This window comes from Sphingobacterium sp. UBA2480, assembly GCF_002341965.1.
Classification (GTDB): domain Bacteria; phylum Bacteroidota; class Bacteroidia; order Sphingobacteriales; family Sphingobacteriaceae; genus Sphingobacterium; species Sphingobacterium multivorum.
This window is the reverse complement of sequence record NZ_DDPA01000001.1, coordinates 439,063-457,584: the sequence shown is the minus strand read 5'-3', so window position 1 is coordinate 457,584 and position 18,522 is coordinate 439,063. Positions and strand designations below refer to the sequence as shown.

Annotated in this window: 15 protein-coding genes; 8 read left to right on the top strand and 7 right to left on the bottom strand. The window is 40.7% G+C overall.

From position 1 onward, the window contains the following. Positions 1 to 24: 24 nt before the first annotated feature. The 6 genes from B3600_RS02120 to B3600_RS02095 all read right to left on the bottom strand — a co-directional run bounded on the left by B3600_RS02120 (position 25) and on the right by B3600_RS02095 (position 5,452). Complete coding sequence (locus B3600_RS02120; protein ID WP_112374110.1) at positions 25 to 1,239, bottom strand: MFS transporter; 1,215 nt, start codon at positions 1,237 to 1,239, stop codon at positions 25 to 27. A 121-nt stretch (positions 1,240 to 1,360) separates the two neighbouring features. Beyond that, on the bottom strand, positions 1,361 to 2,320 hold the full coding sequence (locus tag B3600_RS02115) for a bifunctional metallophosphatase/5'-nucleotidase (protein WP_286751925.1): 960 nt from the start codon (positions 2,318 to 2,320) through the stop codon (positions 1,361 to 1,363). Next, positions 2,298 to 3,059, bottom strand: coding sequence for a 5'-nucleotidase C-terminal domain-containing protein (locus tag B3600_RS02110; RefSeq protein WP_236560201.1), 762 nt, complete (start codon positions 3,057 to 3,059; stop codon positions 2,298 to 2,300). The genes B3600_RS02115 and B3600_RS02110 overlap by 23 nt, the downstream gene beginning before the upstream one ends. Before the next feature lie 145 nt (positions 3,060 to 3,204). Further along, complete coding sequence (locus tag B3600_RS02105) at positions 3,205 to 4,272, bottom strand: EamA family transporter (protein WP_286751924.1); 1,068 nt, start codon at positions 4,270 to 4,272, stop codon at positions 3,205 to 3,207. A gap of 18 nt (positions 4,273 to 4,290) precedes the next feature. Continuing rightward, on the bottom strand, positions 4,291 to 4,764 hold the full coding sequence (locus tag B3600_RS02100; protein WP_046673335.1) for an Lrp/AsnC family transcriptional regulator: 474 nt from the start codon (positions 4,762 to 4,764) through the stop codon (positions 4,291 to 4,293). 184 nt (positions 4,765 to 4,948) lie between these two features. Further along, positions 4,949 to 5,452 carry an FUSC family protein gene (locus B3600_RS02095; RefSeq protein WP_046673336.1) on the bottom strand — a complete coding sequence of 168 codons (504 nt, stop codon included), beginning with the start codon at positions 5,450 to 5,452 and terminating at the stop codon, positions 4,949 to 4,951. A 211-nt stretch (positions 5,453 to 5,663) separates the two neighbouring features. Here B3600_RS02095 and B3600_RS02090 point away from each other — a divergent pair, with 211 nt between their 5' ends. The 8 genes from B3600_RS02090 (at position 5,664) to B3600_RS02055 (ending at position 17,879) form a co-directional block, all read left to right on the top strand. Next, entirely contained in the window at positions 5,664 to 8,585 is a 2,922-nt protein-coding gene (locus B3600_RS02090) for an FAD-binding and (Fe-S)-binding domain-containing protein (RefSeq protein WP_286751923.1), read from the top strand. Between the two features lie 93 nt (positions 8,586 to 8,678). Then, positions 8,679 to 9,329 carry a hypothetical protein gene (locus B3600_RS02085; RefSeq protein ID WP_046673338.1) on the top strand — a complete coding sequence of 217 codons (651 nt, stop codon included), beginning with the start codon at positions 8,679 to 8,681 and terminating at the stop codon, positions 9,327 to 9,329. 158 nt (positions 9,330 to 9,487) lie between these two features. Further along, positions 9,488 to 10,702: a DUF763 domain-containing protein gene (locus B3600_RS02080; protein WP_286751922.1), complete on the top strand. Its 1,215-nt coding sequence runs from the start codon at positions 9,488 to 9,490 to the stop codon at positions 10,700 to 10,702. Between the two features lie 84 nt (positions 10,703 to 10,786). Beyond that, positions 10,787 to 11,188, top strand: a complete 402-nt coding sequence (locus B3600_RS02075; RefSeq protein WP_286751921.1) for a hypothetical protein — start codon at positions 10,787 to 10,789, stop codon at positions 11,186 to 11,188. A gap of 178 nt (positions 11,189 to 11,366) precedes the next feature. Next, positions 11,367 to 12,449: an efflux RND transporter periplasmic adaptor subunit gene (locus B3600_RS02070; protein ID WP_046673341.1), complete on the top strand. Its 1,083-nt coding sequence runs from the start codon at positions 11,367 to 11,369 to the stop codon at positions 12,447 to 12,449. A 21-nt stretch (positions 12,450 to 12,470) separates the two neighbouring features. Further along, a complete protein-coding gene (locus B3600_RS02065; RefSeq protein ID WP_286751920.1) occupies positions 12,471 to 15,635 on the top strand; it encodes an efflux RND transporter permease subunit in 3,165 nt (1,054 codons plus the stop codon). Further along, complete coding sequence (locus tag B3600_RS02060) at positions 15,628 to 17,067, top strand: TolC family protein (RefSeq protein ID WP_115048722.1); 1,440 nt, start codon at positions 15,628 to 15,630, stop codon at positions 17,065 to 17,067. Before B3600_RS02065 ends, B3600_RS02060 begins: the two co-directional genes overlap by 8 nt. Positions 17,068 to 17,192: 125 nt before the next feature. Beyond that, positions 17,193 to 17,879 carry a Bax inhibitor-1/YccA family protein gene (locus B3600_RS02055; RefSeq protein WP_286751919.1) on the top strand — a complete coding sequence of 229 codons (687 nt, stop codon included), beginning with the start codon at positions 17,193 to 17,195 and terminating at the stop codon, positions 17,877 to 17,879. Positions 17,880 to 17,958: 79 nt separating this feature from the next. Here the strand turns inward: B3600_RS02055 and B3600_RS02050 are convergent, their stop codons facing one another. Further along, on the bottom strand, positions 17,959 to 18,471 hold the full coding sequence (locus B3600_RS02050; RefSeq protein WP_286751918.1) for an SRPBCC family protein: 513 nt from the start codon (positions 18,469 to 18,471) through the stop codon (positions 17,959 to 17,961). Positions 18,472 to 18,522: the final 51 nt, after the last annotated feature.

Below are 18,522 nucleotides of genomic sequence, written 5' to 3'. Positions count from 1 at the left end.
CATTTTTCAGTTATCAAGTGTAGGCTACTTCATCCATCTCAGAACCAAGTAGAACCCGATCGCCGTAGCAGATAAGGTTAATGCGGTTGCCCACCATAAGGTTGTAAAACCGAAGGAATCGACGATGCTAGTCCCTAAAAGCGGCGAAAATATATTTGCAGCTGAAAATGCCAACGAATTGAACCCCATGTATGCTCCTTGTGTTTTAGGTGTCGAACGGTTAACAGAAACCGTTGCCATAAAGGGTAGTGTCAGCATCTCGCCAAGGCCGAAAATAAAGAATGTGAAATATAACCACCCGAGTCCACCTGAAAAATTTAACATGGCATAAGAGCTGGCACATAAAAATGTTCCAAAGACGAGCGTGCTTATAAGCGAGAATCTTTTTTCAGCTATATGGACAATGAACATCTCCAGTAATACGATAACGAATCCACTCCAGCCGAGTAGAAATCCGATTTGGTGATCATTCAAATGGTGAACTTCTCGGTAGAAAATAGGTAACGTTGTGATCAACTGAAAGAAACAGAATGAGAAAATGCAACAAAAGATATTGAATAAGACAAAAGGCAGGTCGGTATAGGGATTTCGTGTCTTTTGAGGTAATTCGTTTTCAGCAGTAATCTCTTTTTTAGATTTAATATCGCTTCTTTTTTCTCGTTTATGAAAAAAGACAAAGAAAATCACTGCAGCGCAAAGGACGGCAAAAGAATTTCCATAAAAGATCCAATTGAATGAGATGGTGGCCAAAAATCCAGCCACCGCCGGGCCGATTGAAAATCCCAGATTTATGGCAAGACGATTCAATGAAAAGGCGCGCGTGATATTTTCGGGTTTAGCGTAACTTGCCACTGACACGGAGTTTGCAGGTCTGAAGGCATCAAAGATTAAGCTTAACGTAAAAATCATGATGGATAAGGACTGTACCTCTTTGAAATGTGGGATCAGTAAGAATAAAGGGGCCGCCAATACCAGACTTCCGAACTGAACCTTGAAGCTGCCAATCCGGTCAGTCAGCCAGCCACCAATATAGGAACCACAAACGGAGCCGAATCCATAACTCATCAATACCACACCGACCTGTTTAATGTCAAAATGTAGAACCTGGGTCATGTAGAGGCCAAGAAAGGGAATCACCATACTTCCCATTCTATTAATGAGCATCACTATGGCAAGTAGCCATGCGGCTTGAGACAGTCCCTTAAAGGAGTCGAGGTAAATCGATAAAATTCTTTTCATTGAATGACGAATCAGCGTGTATAGACCGTATAAGTTTTTACTTCATACGTCTTCTTATAGTATTGGTAAAAAAAATGCCAAATTGATTAGTCAACTTGGCATTTGTTAAAATTAGATTATATTATGCCAACATGGACTCCGGAATTGTCGGATTGACCTGATAGGTACTTGCGACCATTTGTTTCTTCTCAGACCCTGGTTCCATAATAAAGTCAATACGTCCTAGATTAATTCCAGCAAAACCGACTTGATTCACAACGGTCTTTGTTCCTTTTAAATTTGTAACCAGTGTTGGTTCATTTAAGAAGGTGTGCGTATGTCCTCCGATAATGAGATCAATGTCTGAGGTTTTGGCGGCAAGGATCAGATCCGACACCTTGTCGTTTTCATATTGATAGCCCAAATGCGATAAACAGATGACCAAATCACATTTGTGTTTTTCTTTCAATGTGCGGACCACCTTGTTGGAAACTTCAATAGGATCCAAATATTTCATTCCCCTGAAGTTATTGGGGTCAACCAATCCCTCAATATCTACCCCTAGTCCAAACACGCCTATTTTTATTCCACCTTTATGGAATATGGTATAATCTTGGGTTCTGCCCTCCAATACGGTTCCTTTGAAGTCGTAATTTGCCGTTAAGAACGGAAATTTAGCGTGATCCAGGTACTTTACAAGACCGTCAAGACCATTGTCAAATTCATGATTTCCAAATGTCCCGGCATCATAACCTAACTTTGTCATGAGGTCAAGTTCAAGTTTTCCTCCAAAAAGATTAAAATAGGGGGTACCTTGAAACATATCGCCTGCATCGAGTAATAGAAGATGTTCTTCTTCTTTGCGGATTTTATTGATCAGTGTACTTCGGCGCGCAACACCAGCCAATCCCTGATATTTGCCGCCGTCCATTGGAAACGGTTCAATACGGCTATGAACATCGTTGGTATGTAAAATTGTAAGTTTTACCTTTTTGCTCTTCGCGTCGACTTGAAAAGGAAGTGATCCCAAAGCAACTGCAGCAGAAAATCCACCAACTTGCTTGATAAAAGATCTTCGGTTAATTGATTTTAATTCTTCCATCTAATTCTGCATTTACTTTTTTGCCTTCTTTTGTTAATTCGCTCACATATTCAATCAAACCTTCACGCATGCGTTGCGGATAATTAGCCCGGGATACAGGTTGTGTCAACAGGCTGAGGTTGTCACCACCATTGGCAAGATAATCATAGGTCACTAATTTATATAACTTATTGTCTTCAATAGCTTGACCTTTGATCTTTATGTCCTGAGCTTTGTTGCCCGTAATTGTCAACGTCATTCCGGCTATAGGTTGTCCATGTGTTGTAGCAATATAGTCAGCCAGCTGACGAATCTGACTACCTTTGAGCTCGAGTATCGTCAATGTGTTCTCAAAGGGCATAACCTCAAAAATATGTCCTACTGTAATATCGCCTGCTTTAAGATCATTTCGGATACCACCTTTTGTTGCGAACGCCAAATCCGCGGGGTTATGGGCATTGTGTTCACTCATCCACAACAAGGCTTCACAAAAAAAATTGCCCATTAATGTTTCCGCTGTTTTCTCTTTTGTCAATGCCTTGTCCGCATGTCCAATCACACGATTCATCTCCGCTTCCATTTTGTGTTTGAAGGGTTCGTAGATTGACACGACTGCAGGATCAGCTTGCATATCGCTATTGATATGATATTGTTGGAAATCTTTTTGCGTTGGATGGAGTTGTTTTGTACAACCTGTAATCATCAAAAGCGAAGCGACACCAAGGCTACCAATAAAGGCAATTTGCTTCGAAATATTCATTCTTTTTAATTTAACCAAATAGTACGCAAAGTTAGCCAATTATATATGAACAAATCTTATCCAATGTTAGCTAATTTTTAAAAACAACAAAAGCTTAACATTGTTACACGTTAAGCTTTGCCCATATAATTAGAAAAATAACAACCTAATGAACTAATTCCGTCTCAGGAATATGTTTGTTGTCCGTTTGGGGATCCGCTGCTATCAAACGCTCTAAACTATTCTCCTGCTGAAGGATCTTTTTCCTTTTGCTGCGCGAGGACAGCTTGGTACGATATGCTTTCCAGTTCATTAATAGGACCGAGAATAGAATAACCGCTAGTCCAACAATTTGCAATGAGGTCACCACATGCGAAGTAAAAAAATGACTTAATATAAGTGCAATAATTGGGTTCACATAAGCATAGGTACTTACTTCCATTGCTGGACGTACCTGCAATAACCAAATATACGAGCTAAAAGCAAGGATGGAACCAAATGTGATTAAATACCCCAAGTTAAACCAGTCAACAGGTGCTACACTGCTCAGTGTAAATGATGCATATTCACCGGTAAATAGCGCCGTGATATTAAAGAGAACACCTGCGGTAACCATTTGCCAAGCAGTCTTCACCATAACATGCAGGTCCTCTTTTTCTTCTTTTTCGGATTTTTTAAAATACTTGGAAATCAATGAACCTACAGTCCAAGCGATAGAACCCAATACCAAAATAGATAGGGCAATTACCTTAAGCGTACCGTCTGTATGATCATTGGTCGCCATGATCTGTTCAGCGAAAAGCATCACAACACCACAGAAACCTAATGCTACACCAGCAACCGTGCTAATGCTGCTAAAGTTTTCTTTCCACTTGGGTTTATCCAATAAAATAAACCAGATTGCAGCGGCTGCGGCAATAATAGCGGCAACACCACCAGACACATATTGTTCGGCCCAGATAACCCCGGCCATATCGACAAAGAGCAATAAAAAACCTACGATTGCGGCCTCTTGAATAGAACGCTTGTTAAATAATTTATACCCTTTTATAGCACAATATGTCATTAGAATTGCACTGGCTGCAACAAATCGAAACGAACCCAAAATAAATGGGGGGAAACTATGCAACGCTTTTTCTATAAAGAAAAAGGTCGAGCCCCATACCACATAAATAATGAAATAAGCAACTACAACCATTAATGGGCTAGCAGCCTTTTTTTGTCCTTGCAACATGATTAAACCTCCTTTCTATTACTCAGGTATGACAACCTGCTGATCTTCCTTGACAGTCTGAAGTACAATTGTTGTACGCGTTGAAATAATACCTTCCACTTTACTTAAGGTATTTCGCATAAGATCCACTAAACCTGTAGAATCCGCAGTTCTTACTTTAATAAGGTAACCATCGTCACCTGCAATGTCGTGTACCTCTTGAACTTCAGGGATTTCCGCAAGTGCCAACCCTACACCCTGTTCGCCAATAATATCATTGGCTTTGATAAAAATAAACGATAAAAGTTTCTGATCGACCGCGGCAGGATTGATCTTGGCACTATACTTTAAAATCACATCTTTTTGCTCGAGCTTCTTTACGCGCTCGAGGATCGCCGATGGTGCCATGCCTAATTCTCTTGCGATGTCAGCATTGTTGATCCGTCCATTATCCTGCATTAAGCGCAAGATTTTATAGTCGACCTGGTCTAAATTATATTCTACTTTTGTCATTTCGACTGCAAAGATAGGTAAAAAAGTATAAAATTCAAAATTGTATATAAAATTCTGAATATAATTCTGAGTTATCGGAAATTTGAGTGAATTTTATTCTTATTTATCACAAAGAAATCTTGACCATTTGGGCTATGGTACTGAAGGTAAGTATATTGCCTTTTAGAGAGGTTAGGCCTATAACTCAACAATTGTACCTTTTTCTTAATTTCAGAATAATATTACTTGTTGACAGGATGACGCCCAATCCAATCAGACAACCTAAACAGACACAGCCAAAGCGATCCAAGGCGGCGAAGTAGGAGCGACTTTGCTGTTCATGAAGGTAGACGATAATTAGCGCAACCATAGAAGTCCGTGCTACAGCCATAATATTGAGTAGCTTGCATGTAATCAATGACGCAACAATACCGATAATCATGGCATAGAGTTGCGAAATGGGAACGAAATATAGACTGAGACCAATTGCTGATCCTATAAAGTTGGATTTAGCCCGGTCGATGGCTATTTTTTTCGACTCATTCTCTTGCGGTGAAATGACCAATATAATGGAAATTAGTGTCCAGGAAACCGAATATTGGGGAAAGGATACGAAAAGGGGATAACCTATAAGGAAGCCAATCAATACCCGGATGGTGTATATAATAAAATCAGAATGCAGCGTATAGCGAAGGAATAGATTACGCATATAAGGATATGAATCGTTAACTTAAATGATGTAGCGCCACAAAAATACATGCATTGTTTGAAGGAACGAAATAAAATTGGCTTTTATGGTAATTTGTTTGGTTTTGCGTTTTTATGCGTTTTTTGTTTTTGATTTGGGTGTTTCTTGCAATCTTCTCTTTTTCCGATGCATAAATTTGACTAAATTTGTTTCATACATAAATGTAGATTAAGTGAAAGATCAGAATCAATTAGCCTTATTAGCGTCTCAACTCAAAGGGGAGCTCTATTATACCCATGAAACGAAGGACCAAACGATGTTGCTTGCCTATTCGACAGATGCATCTGTTTATCAAGAAAAACCCTTGGCCGTAGCCATACCCGTCGATCATGATGATATCAAAAAAATAATTGATTTTGCACGGCACAACGGTGTCACAATCATACCACGTACCGCCGGCACTTCTTTAGCTGGTCAGGTAGTAGGCAATGGCATTATCATGGATATTTCTCGTCATTTTAACCATATACTTGAACTTAATGTCGACGAGCAGTGGGTTCGGGTACAACCTGGTGTGATCCGTGACGACTTGAATAATTATCTTAAACCGTTCGGACTGATGTTTGGCCCTGAAACTTCGACTGCAAGCCGTGCTATGGTAGGTGGAATGATTGGCAATAACTCTTCGGGTCTGCATTCGATTGTTTGGGGCGATACACGACACAATTTGATTTCGGCCAATGTACTTTTGGACGACTGTTCTGAAGTGACCTTTGAAGCAGTTGATGAAGCAGCCTATTTTAAGAAATTATTATTAGCTGGTCGTGAGGGGGATATCTACCGTAATATGAATGCATTATTGACAGACCCCGAGCATTTAAGCGCCATTGAAGCGGGCTATCCAAAACGATCTATCACGCGCAGAAATACCGGTTATGCTTTGGATATCCTTACCGATCGCTCGACACCTTTCAATATGTGTAATTTGTTGGCAGGGTCCGAAGGAACGCTGGCTATTGTTACAGAAGCGAAACTCAAACTGATGCCCTTACCACCGCAGGAACTAGGCTTACTTTGTGTTCATTTTGCGGATATGGTAGAGTGTATGCACGGTAATGTGGTAGCCTTAGCGCACAAGCCGGAAGCATCCGAATTGGTAGATAAATACATCATGGATTTTACGGTTGGGCATCCAACTTATAAGTATAATCGTTTTTTTATTGAGGGTGATCCCCAGGCTTTATTAATTGTTGAGTTTAGGGGGCAGACAGCCGCTGAAACAGAGGCAAAAGCGATGGCTCTGAAAGCGGACCTTGTAGCCCGCGGGCTTGGTTATGCTTATCCCTACATTACGGGTATTGAACAGACCAATTTGGTTTGGGATGTACGCAAGGCAGGACTAGGGCTAATTCGCAATTTACCCGGGGATAGTCAACCTGTAAATTTGATTGAAGATTGTGCGGTGTCGCCTGAAGATTTACCTGCTTACGTGCGTGATATCCAAAAACTTTTGGTGGAAGAGGGGGTGCATGCATCCTATTATGCGCACGCGGGAGCCGGGGAACTACATATTGAGCCCTTTGTGAATTTGAAAACAGCAGCAGGGAAGCGTACATTTCGTTCAATCCTCGAAAAAACCAGCGACCTTGTATTAAAATATAACGGTTCACTGAGTGGTGAGCACGGTGATGGTCGTCTGCGCGGCGAATTTATCGGCAAAGTGCTTGGTGAAAAAGTCTACAAATTGCTTGAAGATGTAAAATATATCTTTGATCCACAGGGCGTTTTTAATGCAAATAAAATTGTCAACACGCCGCCAATGGATTCTCATTTACGTTATGACAACGATAGCAACCGAACGGAAATAAAGACCTATTTCGATTTTTCTAAAGATGAGTCTATTCTTCGGTTGGCGGAGAAGTGTTCTGGTTCGGGAGATTGCCGAAAGACTGAAATTACCGGTGGAACAATGTGCCCTTCATTCATGGCTACGCGCGATGAAAAAGATACGACACGGGCGCGGGCAAATATGTTGCGTCAGTTTTTAACGAATTCCACAAAGAAAAATCGTTTCGATCATGAGGAGATCAAGGAAGTTATGGACCTTTGCTTAAGCTGCAAAGGCTGTAAAACGGAGTGTCCTTCCAGTGTGGATGTAGCCAAAATGAAAGCAGAATTTTTACAGCACTATTATGATGAGCATGGCGCAGGGTTTAGAACAAAATTAATCGCTAATTTCACCCAGTCACAGAAATTCGGATCGTGGGTTGCGCCCATTTACAATTTTGTGGTCAAAAATGATTTCTTGTCAGGAGTAGTCAAAAAAACAGTAGGATTTGCGCCAAAGCGTTCCTTACCTACAGTCAATGGAACGACTTTAACCCAATGGGTAAAGAAACAAGCAGTGGTAAGTGATAGTAAGCGTCGGGTTTATCTTTTTTCGGATGAGTTTACCGAATATAATGATGCCGAGATCGGCATTACCGCATATAAGTTACTGACTGCCTTGGGGTATGAAGTAGTCATTCCAAAACATGTGCAAAGCGGGCGGACTTATCTTTCTAAAGGCTTTGTGAAAAAAGCAAAGGAGATTGCGAATCAAAATATCCATTTCTTAAAGGGACTAATTACGGATGATACGCCACTTTTAGGCGTTGAACCCTCCGGGATAATTACATTTCGAGATGAGTATTTAAGTTTAGTCGATGATGATTTACGTGTTGACGCACAAAAAATAGCCAAAAACGCGCTGATGATTGACGAATTTCTGTTGAATGAAATGAAAGCGGGACGTATTCATTCAGAACAGTTTACGTCGGAAACGAAAAAGGTAAAGCTTCATGGCCACTGTTATCAAAAGGCTTTTCATCTCGTTACTGTTACGGAACAGGTCCTATCATTTCCGACGAACTTTAGCGTAGAAACAATTCCTTCGGGTTGTTGTGGTATGGCAGGATCATTTGGTTATGAGGCTGAACATTATGATATCTCGATGAAAGTAGCCGAATTGGTTTTATTACCAACCATACGCGAAACAGAACCTGGTACTTTAATTGCCGCAGCGGGTACTTCTTGCAGACATCAGATTAAAGATGGTGTAGGAAGAAAATCTTATCATCCTGTGGAAATTTTATACGATGCTTTATTGAAATAAAATAAAAACATTGCTAATAGTTGTTTGTTATCAGTAATAATGGTAATATTATAAGAGCAATATTCATTAATAACTGATAACAAACAATTCAATATGTACAAGATTCAATCTATAGCATTTCTTGCGACCGCTACGGTGCTGATGGCTAGTTGCGGAAATTCCAATCAAAAGAAAACTGATGGAAGTGATACAACAACGGTGAACAAAATTGAAGGTGTAAAAATCGAACAATTTACGAATGGTTCACCGGGCGCAGAAAAGAAGAACTTTTTTCTACGTATTACAGATGAAATTAAAACGGATTCAAGCCGTATTTATATCACAAAATCTCTTTACAAACAGGATACTGTAGGAGCGAAGTTTGAGGTTGTAGATTTTATACCCGCAGGTATAATAGATGGCCAACCGAGTGATGAAGTCGGCTTTACCAAAGGTAAGATTAGAATCTCGTCGTCGGGTCAACAGTCTGACAATTTAATTAAAGCATTAGGTGATTTATTTCAAATAGCTACCACTGATTCTTTTACAAAAGATGTAATTCTTCCAAATGTGTTTTCATCCAATAAGGTGAATGCTGATTTGTCCAAAAAAACAGCGTACAGCTTTAAACTATTTTTGGACAATAAAAAAGCTGCTCCAGCGGAGCTCTTCTTTAATGTAGACACCTATAAGCATTCGATCGAGTTTTCGGAGAAAGATCCTTCGTTCCGGGCTGGATTATTGTCAGCGTTGACCGGTAAATAGTGAAGCTGTGACTTGTGCCGCTACTTCGATGCGCCCTAAGTTATATGCTCAGATGTAGTGTATAGATTGATCATAAAATAAAAACGGCTAGAAGCTATCTAGCCGTTTTTATTTTATCTAAAAAAGAGATAGATTTGTACTAATATATTTAGTTTGAAATGAAACGATCCGGAACCGCAGATCTCCCATTACACTATGGAAAAGTACCAGCGTGGCTTTACGAACGTATGGCTTTGCTAGGTCGCTCCATTGTTGAAGTAATATTAATGGATTATGGTAAAGACGAGGTTTTGAGAAGACTGGCAGATCCCCGCTGGTTTCAAAGCTTTGGTGCTGTTCTCGGCATGGATTGGCATTCTTCAGGGATCACAACGGCTGTTATGGGGGCATTAAAACGCGCTATTAATCCCGATGCGAAATCTTTAGGACTATATATCTGTGGGGGTAAAGGCAAGCTTTCCATGCAGACCCCACAGGAACTACTTCGGCTTTCGAACGACATGGGACTAGATGGCAACGACTTGATTCGCAGCAGTAAGCTTGTTGCTAAAGTGGATAACACCGCTATTCAGGATGGTTACCAATTATATCTCCACAATTTTATCGTGACGGATAATGGCAATTGGTCGGTCGTGCAGCAAGGTATGCATGAAAAGGATGGAACTGCCCGTCGTTACCATTGGCATTCTGAAAAGGTCAAATCGTTCGTTGAAGAACCACATGCGGGTATCAGTGGTCCTTCACAAGGTATTATCCTCAACTTGACAGCTGCAGAAGCGGCGGCCAATAGAACAGGTATTATGACGATCGTAGCGGAGGATTCAACTCAAGTGATGCAAGACTTCGCTAAACTTATTATGCCATCCCATCACGATGTCCGTGCTTCGGACGTTGACTTGAAGAGGCTAGGAGCGATGTTGTACGTGGCCCGAGAAAGTCAACCAAGCCATTTTGAAGACTTATTGCTTTTAAAAGGAGTTGGGCCCCGTACGTTACAGTCATTGGCTTTAGTCAGTGAGGTAATCCACGGTGCGCCTTCACGGTTCAATGACCCCGCTCGATTTTCCTTTGCTCATGGCGGGAAAGATGGGCATCCTTTTCCAGTTCCTTTAACCATTTACGATGAAAGTATTCAAATTTTGCAAAAAGGTATTGAAAAATCTAAACTGGGTTACGGTGAAAAATTAAAATCGATTAACAAGTTGCACCAGATTGTCTTGGATAGCGAAAGAGATTTTCAGCCACAGTTTGATATTCAACAAATTATAGCAGAAGAACGGCGAGATTCTTGGAAATATGGTGGCAGAACAGTCTTCGGAGATGCAGAACCTTTGAGAACAAATGGTCGGGGTTTGCAATTGTCACTTTTCTAGCGGAAATCTACGAATTGTAATTGTTTTGTTAAAATGTGTTAAAGATCGTTAAAATTAGTTGTACGCTAGTATATTTGCTCCGCAATGAAAGCGGTTGTTACGATATTCTTATTCTTATGCTTCTTATTGATCAGAAGCAGTAATAGCCATGCCGTGCTCATTGAATCCGACCGACCAACTGTTAGTTTTATGTATCAGCATAATCATGCTGATGTACAGCAGTATATTGACGCATCAGTTGACCACATCGATCCGCTATTTTACGGTAATATTCACAGTGATAATCCAGTTATCGAGGAATTTGATGCCGAAAATTTTCAACTGACCAAGGATTTGCAGGTGACATCCCAATTTGTTGCGCTGCTACTTTTTGCAATTGTCCTTTTTGTTTTCGTTTTTCGATTTGCAAAGAAGATACCTTTTTGCAATTTCATAGCCTATCTTTTCCCTCAAAGATACGTTCTTCAACAAAACTGGAGAATTTAAAATATACCCTTCGAAATTTCATATGCTTTGGTGGATATCCTAAGGGACGCTCCGCTCAGTCGTAATCGATTTGTACAATCTATGAACAAGTCGGAACGACTATAAACCAAAGTAGAGGTCATTTCACCAACCAAGACAACAAACAATCAAACTTATTTTTTTAATTAGACGCTTACAAATGAAAAGAGTATTTATGCTCGCTAGTTTGGCTATTACCTTATGCCAAATCGGGTGTACTTCCAAAAAGGAAGAAAAGGAAGAAAAAGAGAAATTTACTGCGACCTCTCCGGTGCAAATGGACACAACTATCCGTAAGGACTTTGTTTCCCAGATTAGGTCTTTCCGAAATATTGAGCTTCGGGCTCAGGAAAAGGGCTATCTCGAGCAGATTTTCGTAGATGAAGGACAATTTGTCCATAAAGGGCAATTACTTTTTCGGATTATGCCGAAGATGTATGAGGCCGAATACCGTAAATCTTCGGCAGAAGTTAATGTAGCAGAAATTGAAGTTCAAAATACAAAAACGCTTGCCGATAAAAATGTCGTATCGCCCAATGAACTCGCGATGGCTAAAGCAAAACTTGAGCAAGCCAAAGCTGAGGCTGCGATTGCAAAATTACATCTCTCCTTTACAGAAATCAGGGCGCCTTTTGACGGAACCATTGATCGGATTCCATTGAAATTGGGAAGTTTGGTGGATGAAGGTGAATTATTGACAAGTCTGTCCGACAACAGTGAGATGCTGGTTTATTTCAATGTCTCCGAACCTGAATATTTAAGTTATCAAACTAACGTGAGTAAACGTGGAGATACTCATGTCGGCTTGTTGCTTGCCAATAATGAGTTGTTCGCTCAAAATGGTCTTGTGGAGACCATAGAAAGTGAGTTCAACAGTGAGACGGGAAATATTGCTTTTCGAGCGAAATTTCCCAACCCAAACCGTCTATTAAAACATGGCGAGAGCGGCAAGGTGGTGATGAACTTTCCGCTGAAACAGGTTTTAATTATTCCACAGAAAGCGACATACGAAATGCAGGACCGTAAATATGTGTATGTAATCGATAAGGAGGGCAAATTAAAAGCCCGTCATATCACCATTGGTAACTCCCTACCAGATCTGTATGTGGTAACGAGCGGACTTCAAAAAGATGATAAATTTTTGTTGGATGGTATTCAGAAAGCAAAAGAGGATGATAAAATCAGCTACAGCTTTGTGCAACCTAAAGACGCCATCTCAAATTTGAAGTTAAAAACAGAATAGATCCCTTACAGTTAAATTACTATGTTTAGTCGTTTTATAAATAGACCAGTACTTTCGATCGTGATATCACTGATCATTGTGTTTTTGGGTGTGCTTGCTATGGTACAGCTTCCTGTAACACAATTTCCGTCAATATCGCCACCGAAGGTGAACATCACTGCCGAGTATCCTGGAGCCAATGGTGAGTTGATGATTAAATCAGTTATCATTCCGCTGGAACGGGCGATCAATGGGGTTCCTGGAATGAAATACATGGCTTCCGATGCCGGTAATGACGGGGAAGCAAGTATTCAGGTCGTATTCAACCTAGGAACAGATCCGAATCAGGCTTCTTTAAATGTACAGAACCGCGTAGCCTCTGTGGTTAACAAGCTTCCGCCAATTGTGGTCCGTGAAGGGGTGAAGATTACACGTGAAGAATCCAATATGTTAATGTACATCAATCTCTACAGTAAAGACAAGGAGCTTGATGGAAATTTTATGTATAACTATGCGGACATGAATATTGTCTCCGAATTACGTCGGGTAGACGGTGTCGGGGTGGCAAATATTCTTGGAACACGCGAATTAGCGATGCGTATTTGGTTGAAACCTGATCGTATGACAGCCTACAAGATTTCTGCAGAAGAGGTGATGAAAGCCTTATCCGAGCAAAGTTTGGAAGCTTCACCAGGTAAAGCCGGGGAGTCGTCTGGTATGACCTCCCAGTCTTTTGAATATGTATTGAAATACCCGGGGCGTTTTACAACTACGGAAGGTTATGGCAATATCGTTTTACGTGCAGGTGAAAATGGTGAAATGTTACGTTTAAAAGATGTTGCGGAAATCAAATTCGGTTCGGCGATGTACGATATCTACTCTACACTGAATGGAAAACCATCTGCAGCGATTGTCTTAAAACAATCCTATGGAAGTAATGCTTCTCAGGTAATCCAAGACGTTAAAAGCAAAATGAAGGAATTGAAAGCTTCCTTTCCGAAAGGGCTGGATTACGAAATTAGCTATGACGTATCAAAATTCTTGGATGCATCCATGGAAAAAGTAGTCCATACTTTATTGGAAGCATTTGTGCTTGTTGCTATTGTCGTTTTTCTATTCTTAGGAGATTGGCGTTCGACATTGATTCCAACCATTGCAGTACCGGTTTCCTTGGTGGGATCGTTTTTGTTCATGCAGTTTTTTGGAATTACCATCAACTTGATCACATTGTTTGCACTGGTGCTTGCCATAGGTGTGGTTGTGGACGATGCGATTGTGGTTATTGAGGCTGTTCATGCTAAAATGGAAGAGCTTCATATTTCGGCCTATAAGGCGACCAAAAAAGCGATGCACGAAATCAGTGGTGCCATTGTTGCGATCACATTCCTTATGGCGGCGGTTTTTATTCCGGTTGCCTTTATGTCTGGCCCCGTAGGGATATTCTATAGGCAGTTTTCCATTACCATGGCTACTTCCATCATCTTATCGGGTGTTGTGGCATTGACACTCACTCCGGCTTTATGTGCGATTATGCTGAAGAATAACCATGGAAAGGCAAGAAAGAAATCCATTATCGATAAATTCCTGGATTCTTTCAACAGATTGTTTGATAAGATGTCCAACAAATATGTTTACTTGTTGAAGGGCATAGTGGATAAGCGCGTTTTTACATTTTTAGTATTAATTGGTTTTTGTATTGGCGCATATTTTTTGAATAATGCTGTTCCTGCAGGTTTTATCCCCAATGAAGATCAGGGGATGATCTATGCTATTATTCAAACGCCGCCAGGATCGACATTGGAACGGACCAATCTAGCGGCCCAGACATTGCAAAAAGAAGCTGAAGACATTGATGGTGTGCAATCGGTATCTTCGTTGGCTGGTTATGAAATCCTGACTGAAGGAACCGGGGCAAATACAGGTACTTGTTTGATCAACTTGAAAAGCTGGGAAGAACGCAAAGAATCCTCGCAGGAGATCATAGAGCAACTGGAGGCCGCTGCCAAAAATATCCCAGGAGCGTCTATCGAGTTTTTCCAACCACCGGCCGTACCGGGCTATGGTGCTGCGGGTGGATTTGAGCTTCGTCTTCTGGACAAAGCAGGTTCTGGCGACTACAAGAAAATGGAAACGGTAAGTAAGGATTTTGTGCGTGAATTGAACAAAAGGCCTGAATTATCGTCTGTATTTACCTTCTATAGCGCGAGTTTTCCGCAGTATATGTTGCATATCGATAATGATCTGGCGCAACAGAAGGGTGTTACCATTGATAATGCACTGAATACGCTTTCAACTTTGGTGGGCAGTAATTACGAAACGAATTTCATTAAGTATGACCGCCAATATAAAGTTATGGTTCAGGCTTTGCCGCAATACAGGGCTTTGCCGGAAGATATCTTAAAACTATATGTGAAGAATGATAAAGACGAAATGGTACCATTTTCAGCATTTATGCATATGGAAAAGGTTTACGGTCTTTCTGAGATCACCCGGCACAATATGTATATGGCATCTGAAATTTCGGGCTCTGCCGCACCAGGTTATAGTAGTGGTGAAGCAATTCAGGTGATTAATGAAGTCGCTGCCAAGACCTTACCACGAGGCTATGGCATTGATTGGGCTGGTATTTCCAAAGATCAGGTAGGTCGTGGAAATCAGGCAATTTATATCTTCTTAATTTGTCTCGGTTTCGTTTACTTGATACTTTCCGCTCAATATGAGAGCTTTATTATGCCCTTTGCGGTGTTGCTTTCTTTACCAATCGGAATCTTTGGGGCATTTCTACTATTGAAGTTATTGGGATTGGAAAACAATATTTACGCGCAGGTTGCTTTGGTCATGCTTATCGGTCTACTTGGTAAAAATGCCGTGTTGATTGTTGAGTTTGCCGCTCAACGGCATTCGCAGGGATTGAGTATCATTGAGGCTGCCTTGGACGGTGCAAAAGTAAGGTTTAGACCTATTTTGATGACATCATTTGCTTTTATCGCCGGGTTGATTCCCTTAGTTATGGCTTCTGGCCCAGGTGCAATTGGAAACCGTACGATCGGTACAGCGGCAGCGGGAGGTATGTTGTTTGGGACGGTTTTTGGTATTGTGGTAATACCGGGCTTATACTTTATCTTCGGGACTATTGCCTCCAAACGCAAGCTTATTAAACACGAAGATGAAAATCCATTAACTGAAGAACTTGATAATAATGACTAATCGCAGAAAAATACAATGGGTCATTGCATTTTCGCTTTCAGCAGCAGTGACGGGATGTAAGGTTCCGAAAGCGACACAAATACAGGAGAATAAATTCGTTCCGAAGCAGTATACAGATGTAGCTCAATCAGATACAACGAATTCAGCGTCGGTTAAGTGGCGTGAATTTTTTACGGATCCAAATTTAGTTGTATTGATCGATACAGCGTTGAAAAACAATCAGGAGCTGAATGTTACTTTGCAGGAGTTGGCGATCGCAAAGAATGATATTCTTTTACGAAAAGGAGCATTGAAACCCACTGTTGGTTTACGTGCCGGAGGTGGTGTTGAAAAAGTTGGACGATACACCAGTCAGGGGGCCGGTGATGCCAGTACAGAAATTGCCCCTGGAAAGGAAATGCCGGATCCACTAGGAGATTTGACCATTGGTGCGTATGCCAGTTGGGAAATCGACGTTTGGAAAAAACTGAAGGACTCCGAACAAGCAGCACTGAACCGTTATCTTGCTACGGTAGAAGGGAAAAATTTTGTCTTAAGTAGCCTTATTGCCGAAGTTGCCCGTTCGTATTATGAATTATTGGCATTGGACAATCAGTTGGCTATTATCAAACAAAATATCGAGCTTCAGGACAATGCGCTTGCGGTAATCCGATTGCAGAAACAGGCTGCTCGTGTAACAGAACTGGCGGTTCAAAAGTTTGAAGCCGAAGTGTTGAAGACCAAAGGTATGGAATTTGAGACGCGGCAACAGATCAAAGAAACTGAAAACCGTATTAATTTTCTATTGGGACGTTTCCCACAAGAGATCAAACGTGACAAAAGCAATTTTGTCGATCTGATCCCGGCGAAAGTTCAGACAGGTATACCGAGCCAACTACTAAGCAATAGACCTGATATTCGTGAGGCCGAGTATGAGCTCGCTGCCGCGAAGTTGGACGTACAGATCGCGCGGAAAGAGTTTTATCCTTCTTTGGAGATTTCGGCTGCTCTGGGTTTACAGGCATTCAAGCCTTCTTATCTATTTAAGATGCCTGAATCAGTTTTGTATAATCTAATAGGGGAGCTTGCAGCACCTTTGATCAACAAAAATGGGCTTAAAGCGGAATTTAATACAGCCAACGCGAAACAAATACAGGCGGTATATAATTACGAGAAGACGATTCTGAATGCTTACTTAGAAGTCTCTACACAACTTTCTAATATTGAAAACCTCGGGCGCAGCTACGATTTCAAAACAAAACAAGTTGAGGTTCTGAATAATTCCGTGTCTGTGTCAAATGATCTCTTTAAATCAGCGAGGGCAGACTATATGGAGGTTTTAATGACACAACGCGATGTACTGGATTCAAAACTTGAATTGATAGAAACAAAGAAGCAGCAGCTCAATGCTGTTGTCAATATCTATAAAGATTTGGGAGGAGGCTGGAAATAAGTTGTTTGTTTGAATGGACCCCGCTAGGCGGGGTTCTTTTTTTATAAGCCTATGCAAACTTCTTTCTTGTGAAAATAGAATAAATGCTTATTTTTAATCCTTATTTAATCTATTGTATTTGTTTTATGGAATCACAAGAGTATATTCTTACCAATGATGACGCTGAAAGGGGCGTTTTTTATAAAAAAACCTATCTTCATGTTGCGCTTTCGATTTTAGCATTTATCGTTTTGGAAACTTTGCTGATCAAATTGATCCCTTATGATTTTATCGTTTGGATGGTTAGCGGAAAATTTATTTGGTTGTTCTTATTGGGATGTTTTTGGTTGGGCTCCACACTTTCATCAAGATGGACACTTTCGCAAAGCCGTCAAACCCAATATCTAGGCCTAGCATTCTATATTGTACTGGAGGCAATCATCTTCCTACCGATGATTTTTATGGCGGTATTTATGACCGAAGGAATTAGTGTCATTTATCAGGCAAGTATAATGACTTTGGCCTTGTTTACTGGCCTTACTGTCGTTGCATTTGTATCCAATAAAGATTTTTCATTTCTCAGAAATATCCTGGTGATCGGAGGCTTCTTATCTTTGGGGGCAATTGTCGCAGGAGCTATTTTTGGTTTTGAACTTGGATTATGGTTCTCGGTTGCCATGATTGCACTTGCTTCCGGAAGCATACTCTATCAAACTCAAAACCTGAAGTATAGTTACGGCAACGAACAATATGTAGGGGCAGCCTTGCAGCTGTTTTCATCAATCATGTTGTTGTTCTGGTACATTCTACGAATTTTAATGCGCAGAAGATAAATTTTGTTCCTTTTAAAAATGAGAAAAAGTGGTTAAAATAAAGTTTATTTTAACCACTTTTTTTTGCATTGTATAGTCGCTATTCTAGTCTATTTTTTAAGTTTTTCAGACCCTGATCGAAGTCTTTATTCATATTCATAAATAAGTTCATAAAGTTCCATGGATAGGGCGATTTTCCTGAAATTCCCCAGGTCACCAAAGTTTGAGTAGGCGAGATCTCTTTTAAGATGAAATAACCCTTGGCTGGTTCACCCATACCGAAATCGAGGGCCGTTTCAATTGTTTCGCCCTCGACGATTTTTGTAATGGTCTGTGAACCTTTACCAACTTTCTTACCATCCCAGCTGGATTTATAGCCGACTTGACCATCTACACCCTGTTCAGTTTTTTTCATTTGCGGGTCTGATAGTTGCCATACACCAAAGTTCTCTTGGTTCTTAAGCATTTTCACGTAGTTGAACACTTCCTGCTTTGGCTTATCGATTGTTATCTCACTTTGGGCCGAGAAGTCTTTACTGACGAAGAGTGCAGTAATTAAGGGAATAGCGATGATGATCGCTAAAACAATGAGGATTTTTTTTAGGATTTTCATAATCATGCATTCATATTGGTTTTCCTAATAAAGATAAAGGATAATCGGGAT